This window comes from Herbaspirillum sp. B65, from assembly GCF_000333555.1.
GTDB classification, from domain to species: domain Bacteria; phylum Pseudomonadota; class Gammaproteobacteria; order Burkholderiales; family Burkholderiaceae_D; genus Herbaspirillum; species Herbaspirillum rubrisubalbicans.
This window is the reverse complement of sequence record NZ_BADI01000813.1, coordinates 1-8,045: the sequence shown is the minus strand read 5'-3', so window position 1 is coordinate 8,045 and position 8,045 is coordinate 1. Positions and strand designations below refer to the sequence as shown.

The following is an 8,045-nucleotide window of genomic DNA, read 5'->3' as shown; positions in this document are numbered from 1 at the left end:
TGTATTGCGTGGTTTGATGGTGAAGATATGAAAAATGGTAACCCGCAAGCCATTCCTTGAAATGATGATGCTATTCGAATATTGATGACACGTATAGGTGTGCATCCAGTTTTCGTCTTTACTTACAAAGGCAACAGGATCGTGCAAGTAAGTACTGCGGCTTGGTATAAGGCGCTGCGGCGAGCCGGTATTCAGAATTTTCGTTGGCATGACTTGCGACACACTTGGGCCAGTTGGCATGTTCAGGGTGGTACTCCGCTACTGGCGCTTCAAGAATTAGGCGGCTGGGAATCGGTCGAGATGGTGCGACGATATGCGCATTTTTCCCAATCCAACCTTTCCGCTTTTGCTGCAAGACTTCCTTCGACCTCTGGGCTCGCTAAGGAGCGGACAGAATGACCTTCAGTTCAACGCTTGATCGGCTATCCGGAGACTATGTCTAATGTATTGTTGCGGAAACTCTGCGTTAGAATATTGATGAAAAAGTGAGATGACGCACGGGAAAGCGGTGATGCCGGGCGGGGTGAATGCTCAATTGTGCTGATGCAGGCTTTATTGTGAAATTGGATAAAAGCATTTCTTTGAAAAAAGGGGGGAAGAATGTTTATTAAAGAAATTATTTCTTATGGTGGGGCTTGGGAGGACATGCAACATGACTTTCCCGAGCAGCTTGCTTCGATTTACAAGATTGTGGCGGAGATGTCGAGAGAGCGAATGAGCGCAACTATTCCTCGCTTTGGCGGGACATCTCGTAGCGGTGATTTTGTACATTGGGCGCAGGTTGATCAGGCATTTTCGGAAGAAATTGAGAGGGAAGGCTGGGGGAGTGTAGATTTAGGTGGCAGCTATGCGCGGCGCAGGGATTTTCCTAGCCTAATGGGCATCGGAAGGCTGTATGACAATGTGTCACTTGCTTATATGCGTCACCGTGACGGTATTAATCGCTGGCTTTACACCGTTACTCCGTTGGCTTTTAAGTACGGAGTTATAAAGATGCCCGTTGCTCTTGTTATTGATGATCGCTCTTTTGAATCGATAGTAGGTCGCCCCAGCTTTCAGTCCACTCTGTTATACAATCGGCTCAAAACGGAATTGCAAGAGCTTGCGCCTTTATCCAGTCCCACACCGTTCCTAATTTTTTGCCTCTCTTTGAGAGACGAAGGTCTAAATGTCATCGATATCCCTAGTGACGTTGATGTCGAATCTGAAACCGGTGCAGTGGTAATTAATCGGGCAATCGAATTTCCCCCAGAGTACCGGCAGGCAGGAATTGGGATATTGAGCTATTTTGGAACAGTCCTTGAGGAGAAGTATCCGGGGAGTGATGCAAAGGTTCGCATCGAACAAGATGGGCTGTGTGTGCGATTGATTGTTGAATCCGAGAATGGCAATAGGGAGGTAATCGAACGTGCACTTCAGGAGTATGAAATGGTCGTCCGTGGAGAGGCTTCACCGGATATGCTTTTTCAGAGCAGGGCTAAGGTGATTGAGTTGCAGGCGGAATTACGTATTGCACAGGTGAGAGTGGATACTCAACGGGACGTTATTACACTTCAAGGTCAGGAGATTCATAGTCTACGGCAGCTAATCGGGCATTCTCTCACCCAGCATCGACCGATTTCTCTTACTGTGAGCCCTACTATTAACGTGACGAATGCTTTGCAGATTCAGAAGGATGTACAGCCTATTGGTCAGTATATTTCTGAACTTGTGCATCTATCGGCGTCAGATCCTGACGTACAACTGCGGCTGTTAGATTTAGGCGATGCCATTTCTGGATTGACGGCTACTGAAGGTACGGAACAAGCCAAAGCTTCTAGCGGCCTGAAAAAGCTTAAACACTGGCTGGATGACGCTATGCAGACGGGCTCATCGACAAACGCTTTCCTTCAGAAAGTTTCTGATGGATTTGATCTGCTACAGAAGATTGCCAAGAGATATAACTCGATAGCTGAGTGGTGCGGTGCGCCGCAAGTTCCTTCTGTACTGCTTAAGAATGATTAGCCCTGGCCCGTGGTAACGGTTTTTTTTGATTATAAAAAATCCTGTTGGCGGGGAATTGCAAAGAAAATCGCTGATTTAGTTGCGATTCAGCTAGATTTACCTGGGTCTCGTGGTAATGAAAAAGCCCGCATCTGCGGGCTTTAATTTATTGAAATTTGGATCGATTGAATCGCCTGAGGTGCTGCCGGGATTTACTGATTCATGACAGGCGCGCCCATACCCGCTTATATGGTTCGCTATGTATCCTCCAATACCTCGTCAGGACCATCGCACCTGCTTACGATTGGAAGCAGAGGCTAAAACATCTTTGCAATACGTTCCCTGTGAATGATGTGGTTTCCCTATCAGATGCTGGTTTTCCGAGTGGATGGGATGGCAACGCACTGTGGCGATAGCGACATGGCGTTGAGGTGCGCTGAATATTGCGCTATCTTAAATATTGATTTTTATAGCTCAAATTGACAGATGAATGCACAAGCATTTTCATTGTTTGCTGATATAACCGGTCTTCCAGAATTTCATTCAGATATTACGTCAATATTTGGTGCCCAGAGTCTTACTCCAGGTAGATCTGTGGAGGGTTTATACGCCTTCGTACCGCTTCTACGGCTGCAATTCCCTCATCATTTATTTCGTGATTTTCACTAAGGTCCAAGTGCATCAGTTTTGAGTGCATTACGCCGTTGGCGATTTGTGTCGCGCCCACGTTACTGATTTCGTTACCTAGCAGGCTAAGGTTGGTCAATCGAGAGCCTGTGATTGCTTCGGCGAGGGCTGCAGCGCCATCATCCCGCACAAAATTCTCGCTTAAATCAAGGTTGGTTAATCGTGAGAGAGGCAGTCGCGCTGCCAGGGTGTTTAGTCCGGCTGACGATATCCTATTGGCCGCCAATGAAAGTCTCAGTAAGGTGGAGTTCTCTAATGTCGACGTTAGTTCCACTAGCCCCTGATTTCCGATGCCATTAGCGTCAAGAGTAAGATCAGTTAGCTTCGAGTTTTGTAAAGCGAGGCCTATGATTGCTGCCCCCGCGTCTCCTATCATATTCCTCGCTAAGCTTAATTGGCGTAACGCGGAATTCGGGATTTTTTCAGCAAGCGCTCTTAGTCCGCTAGTAGTTAAAGCTGCACCATCTAGATGAAGACCCTCTAGTTTGGAGGATGACAGTGCGTCTGCGAAGGCACTGATGCATTCGTTTGTCAGGTGTACTTCGTCCAATGCCAGCCATTTCAGCTTCGAATGCGGGAGTGCATCTGCAAGGCCAAGTACACTTGCTCTGCCCAGACCGCACCGGCTCAGCTGCATGGATGTCAACGCGCTTTCTGGCAAAACATTGACTATCGCTAGTACTCCTTCATCCGAGAGCGGATTGGTGCCAAGTTTCAAATCTGTCACTGCACTTCCCTTAATTCTTTCAGCCAATAGTGTTCCACCTAATTTATCAATCCCCGTATTGTTAAGATCTAGCTTTCTGATGCGCGAACCCGGTATTGCATTCGTCAGTGCTATTGCAGCATCCATATCTATTTCGTTACCACCGATATTCAAATTTGTCAGCGCAGAGCTGTTCATCGCCAGGAATATGGCTCTGCAGCCATTTCCATTGATACGGTTGCCGCTGATATTTAGTGAGGATAGACCTGATTGAGATAGTGCTGCGGCGATCGCTACTGCGCCTGAAGAGCCAATATGATTTCCTTCTACATTAAGTGATTTCATACCGGAATTTTCCAATTTTCTTGCCAGGGCCTTAGCACCTTCCTCACCAAAGAAATTGTCCGACGCTGACAGTTCTTTCAATCTTCCAATCAGGCGATCAGCGATCAAGAGGGCAATTTCTTGTCCGACGTGATTTTCGTCCAGGTTCAACTTCGTGATGCGTTCTTGGGGAAGACTCAAGATAAATGCTTTCAGACGTTCATTGCCTAGACCATTCAGCGCCAGATCCAAGTCAACGCTCAGCGCATCTGATCCATGACGATCGAGCACGTTAAGTGCCATTGCAATTCCCCTTAGAGGAAGTCGGGCGGTATTCATGTATGACTTCGCGTCAATGTGCAATCTTTTTAGATGGGCTAATTGCACAGGACGGGAAAGCTCTTCTAGCGTAATTTGTTGTTCTATTGGGGAAAGCCAACTAAAAGGCACTTCGATAAAGCAGTGTCCATTGAGGATAGCTACCAATTCCTGGCGAAAACGCGTGCTGCCGATGATGTTATGTATCGCCGTCCTGCTAACAGCCATGCCTACATCCTCAAAATGTTGAGTTGCCTGCGTCACGATATTTCGCATCGCGGGATTCACCAATTTGAGTCGTCCGAATTCCCGCGCGGACAATCTGGCGCGCTCTTCCGGTGTTGCGGAAGGATTGGTGCGCAAGATATCTCCACGAATTGCAGTTTGTATCTGGCCGACGATTCGGCTTTGCACATCCTCCGGTAAATTGGGAAGAGATGGTTGGCTTTGAGGCGGAATGGATCTCATGATTTGGTGTTGAATGTCTCAATTCCGCTAGGTGGTGTTGAGATGTAGATTAGTGCTCCCACGCTAGTGAAATTCCACATAGCTTTATGAAGGTAATTTCTAGGAACTAGCTGGCTGTACTTTCTCACTCATCAGAAGTACAGGCTTTTTTGCAATTGGTAGCAACGAAAAAATGTAAGAAATGGCTTGATGGTGTCGCAAACTATCAGGCGATGACGGAGTAAAGACTATGCGATTCCCCACTCATTTATCCAACGCTGCTTTAGAGTTGGCACAAGTAGCCCAAAGTCAGGAGCAGCGCCTCGCTGGCACCGTAGTCAAAGCTGCCGCGACCGCCATGGAGCCAACCTTGAATAATAAGAATGGCACTGAGCAGGCACCTCATTTAGGAGGCCAGCAAAAAGCCGGTGACGGAGGGATGCAAAATTGGAATTCAAGACGTATGAAATACGTTCTCGGACTTGCTGGGGCCGCGTATGCATACGATCAGGTGACAAACAATTTTTTTCTTTCTACAACCGCCCTGCATGACAATAAGCAAGGCTTTACCAGCAATGAGCGTTTGGACCGTGCAAATACAAAGGCGGAACATTATCTGCGACGGCATGAGAAGCTTGATAGCGAAAGCCGGGCGCGAGATTTGCGACCGAGCACTATGGCAAGGCGTGTAGGTAATAATCAGTTCCTTACCATGACTGATTATCGATCCGCTGTTCGTACCTACCTTAGCCGAATGGTCGATAATGACGATTCTTATCAATCGGTTGCGAAATCACTTGCATGTCTTAAGGGCGAGCGCGTGAAGCAAGAGAGTCTCAAACGCTACAAACCTGCCTTTGTTCCTGAAGATCCTGACTTGACTAAAAGCGCTCTATACGACAAAAAAGGGAAGTATTCCTTATCGGGCGTTTTCAACGAAGAGACCGGTTCTACCGGATATTCGTCCCGCTCGATTACGCATCCTTTTGTGCTTAAAGGCTATTCAGATTTTGTGAAGATAAGCGAGGAAAGAGGTTGGCCCCCCCGCCAATGTGTTGATGATTTGGAGGCGAAGCTCTCGAGTAGCACAACGCTTGACGAGAAAATCCAGTTCGCAGCCGGGCGGGCGATTCTGAACCTGCGCCAGGTGTATGCCCATGAGCAGTATTGGGGGCATGCGGAAAATGTCATCATGAAAATGCTAGCGGATAACGGCTTTCTTTCGCCGGAAGAAACTCTGAAGTTAGATCAAAGCCTGATGTTTGAAGATCCGAAAAAGAACGTATTGACCCGGAACACAAGCGTTATGGGACCAGCTTTGCACAGATTGGAGTCGCGTTTTCAGCAATGGCGTCTGCGAGATAACCCCGCTGCGTTGGAAGATTTGAAGCCGATGATTGGTGCTAAAAATATAGAAAATATGCCGCTGGCACATTTCAAGGTTAACGAAAGTTTTGATGGCTTTGAAGATAGCTCTGGCCTGGGCGACTCGTTCACATGTGCAAATGCGGCAGCTTGTATCAATCATGCTCGTTTGATGAGCGGCGAAGAGCGTATGTCGGAAGCGGACGTCATTTCACTCATTGGATGCCTTTATCCAATTTATGCCGACGCTTCGGGTATGCGGCACACCTTGCAGGAAGTATCTCGTGGCTGTTTCGCGGGAGCGGGATATCGAATTGAAGACGCAGATATTTTCTATGAAAAGATCTGTAGGGAGGCGTCCCTCGCATTCTATGGGGGGAAGAATGCTTAGGCCTCGTTGAGCGAGCAGTTTGAGATATTTCGCCGATGAAATGGAGTCGAATTAGCGAAAAAAAAAGCCCGCTTATGCGGGCTTTAATCATTGAAATCTGGATCGATTGAATCGCTTGAGGCGTTGCCGGGAGTTGCTGATTCGTGAGATTTGATTACGAATCAGTTGCTCTACCAACTGAGCTACATCAGCAAAAGTCCGCGATTATAGCGGTTTCTTTCCACTAATTCCACTCCCCCAGCGCGGAAATCCCCTTCATTTGCCCCAACAGGCGACCAGACCGCCGCGCCGGAGCCCGGCTGTTGCCGTCCGCGCGCCTCATCCATCAATCTTCTTGTCCTCTTCCTTGGCCTCTTGCATCGCGTCCGGCTCCAGCTCCTCGGCAGCGCGGTTGCAATAAATGAAATAACCCCAGGCCGCCAGCAGTACGCCCGTGCCGGCCAGCAGGGCGGCGGCATAGATCAGGTCGGTGGCTTCTTCGTGTACCGCGCGGAAAGTCATGACCAAGCCTTCGATGGCCAGGGCGACGATCACCACCACGAAAAAGCGCGACAGGAAGCGGCGCACCCGGGTCGGGGCGCTGATGTTGGCGTCGCGCACGACTTCTTCCTCGGTGATGGTCTCGGCAATCTGGAAAGCCACGACCGCAGCAGCCAGGATGCCGATGGCCTCAATCAGGGCCTGGGCCTGCGCCAATCCCATGCCTTCGGTGAGCGCCTCAAATCCCATCCGCGCGGCAATGGCAATGAGTGCCAGCGCTGCCAAGGCAAACAACACAGCAATCACTCCATGTACCACCCCGAAGATGCCCATGATCTGTTTCATCGATCCCTCCCGCCTGTCTTTTGATTGAGAGCGGTTGGACTGAGCGGGGTGGGAAAGGTTTTTTATCAAGGGATATGAATATTCTTTCCATGTAGCATCAAAATTCGCGTATTTGGACAGGTCCATATGTCTGACAATGCTTTGAGCGACTGTGGAATGGCGAGGGAAGAGGGCATTTCCTAACATAGGAAACAAGCACGCGGTAACTTCGAACCCCCACCGCCCGGGGATGCCATCACGCCTGGGCCCAGTCCAACAGGAGGCCATCATGCCGCAGACCGCATGGAGCAATAAGCGCGAACGTCAATATGAACACATCAAGTCCAGCGCCGTGAAGCGCGGCACGGGCACCCGCCGTGCCGAGGAAATTGCTGCGCGCACCGTCAACAAGGAGCGGGCGCAGCACGGCGAATCCAAATCGGCCAGCAAGACCTCCACAGAGGACATGTCGCCCTCCCGTCGCGGTGGCTTGCGCTCGCACACAGGCGCGGGTGGTCGTACCTACAAGCAGCTCTATGCCGAGGCAGCAGCCCGGCATATCAAGGGGCGCTCGGGGATGCGCAAGGCAGAGTTGGAAAAAGAATTGGCCAAGTAGTGAAATCGCCTATATTCAAAAACTTGGTAAGCCCGGCCATCACGTAAACGATCAATACGATTTACGTATGATGTGTAGCAAGCGGTCAGAGTTGGTCAGAAGTGGTCGCCACAACCACCCCGTACCCCAAACGAAAACGCCCCCGATTCACATCGAGGGCGTTGCGCTGCATGGACCGTCCAGTGCTTACTTGGTCACCGCCAGCAGGGTGCGTTGACCGCCCTTGTAGGTGTACAGGGTCAGCGAGCCATCCTTGACGTCGCCATGGGCGTCGAAGGCGATCACGCCGGTCACGCCCTTGTGGCTGATCTTGGCCAGTTCGGGCAGGTACTTCTTGGGATCGGCAGAGCCGGCCTTGGCCATGGCGTCAGCCACCGTCATGGTGGCGTCGTAGGCGTAGGCGG

Annotated in this window: 5 protein-coding genes and 2 pseudogenes; 4 read left to right on the top strand and 3 right to left on the bottom strand. The window is 49.9% G+C overall.

Annotated elements, in window-relative coordinates; genetic code table 11:
* Both I5W_RS34065 and I5W_RS19400 read left to right on the top strand, forming a co-directional pair.
* A pseudogene (locus I5W_RS34065) lies at positions 1 to 399 on the top strand (site-specific integrase); the annotation flags it as partial.
* Positions 400 to 600: 201 nt separating this feature from the next.
* Positions 601 to 2,004 (top strand): hypothetical protein, encoded by a 1,404-nt coding sequence (locus I5W_RS19400; protein ID WP_044530452.1) that lies wholly within the window; start codon positions 601 to 603, stop codon positions 2,002 to 2,004.
* A gap of 556 nt (positions 2,005 to 2,560) precedes the next feature.
* On the opposite strand, the gene I5W_RS19395 is transcribed toward I5W_RS19400, so the two are convergent.
* Complete coding sequence (locus tag I5W_RS19395) at positions 2,561 to 4,381, bottom strand: hypothetical protein (protein ID WP_159106139.1); 1,821 nt, start codon at positions 4,379 to 4,381, stop codon at positions 2,561 to 2,563.
* Between the two features lie 334 nt (positions 4,382 to 4,715).
* On the opposite strand from I5W_RS19395, the gene xopAG reads away from it, so the two are divergent.
* Positions 4,716 to 6,221 carry a XopAG/AvrGf1 family type III secretion system effector gene (xopAG, locus tag I5W_RS19390; RefSeq protein ID WP_199901766.1) on the top strand — a complete coding sequence of 502 codons (1,506 nt, stop codon included), beginning with the start codon at positions 4,716 to 4,718 and terminating at the stop codon, positions 6,219 to 6,221.
* Between the two features lie 318 nt (positions 6,222 to 6,539).
* On the opposite strand, the gene I5W_RS19385 is transcribed toward xopAG, so the two are convergent.
* On the bottom strand, positions 6,540 to 7,046 hold the full coding sequence (locus tag I5W_RS19385) for a hypothetical protein (RefSeq protein ID WP_026052215.1): 507 nt from the start codon (positions 7,044 to 7,046) through the stop codon (positions 6,540 to 6,542).
* 268 nt (positions 7,047 to 7,314) lie between these two features.
* Between I5W_RS19385 and I5W_RS19380 the strand changes: the two genes are divergently transcribed.
* Entirely contained in the window at positions 7,315 to 7,641 is a 327-nt protein-coding gene (locus tag I5W_RS19380; RefSeq protein WP_017454000.1) for a hypothetical protein, read from the top strand.
* Positions 7,642 to 7,827: 186 nt separating this feature from the next.
* On the opposite strand, the pseudogene I5W_RS19375 reads toward I5W_RS19380, so the two are convergent.
* A pseudogene (locus I5W_RS19375) lies at positions 7,828 to 8,045 on the bottom strand (branched-chain amino acid ABC transporter substrate-binding protein); the annotation flags it as partial.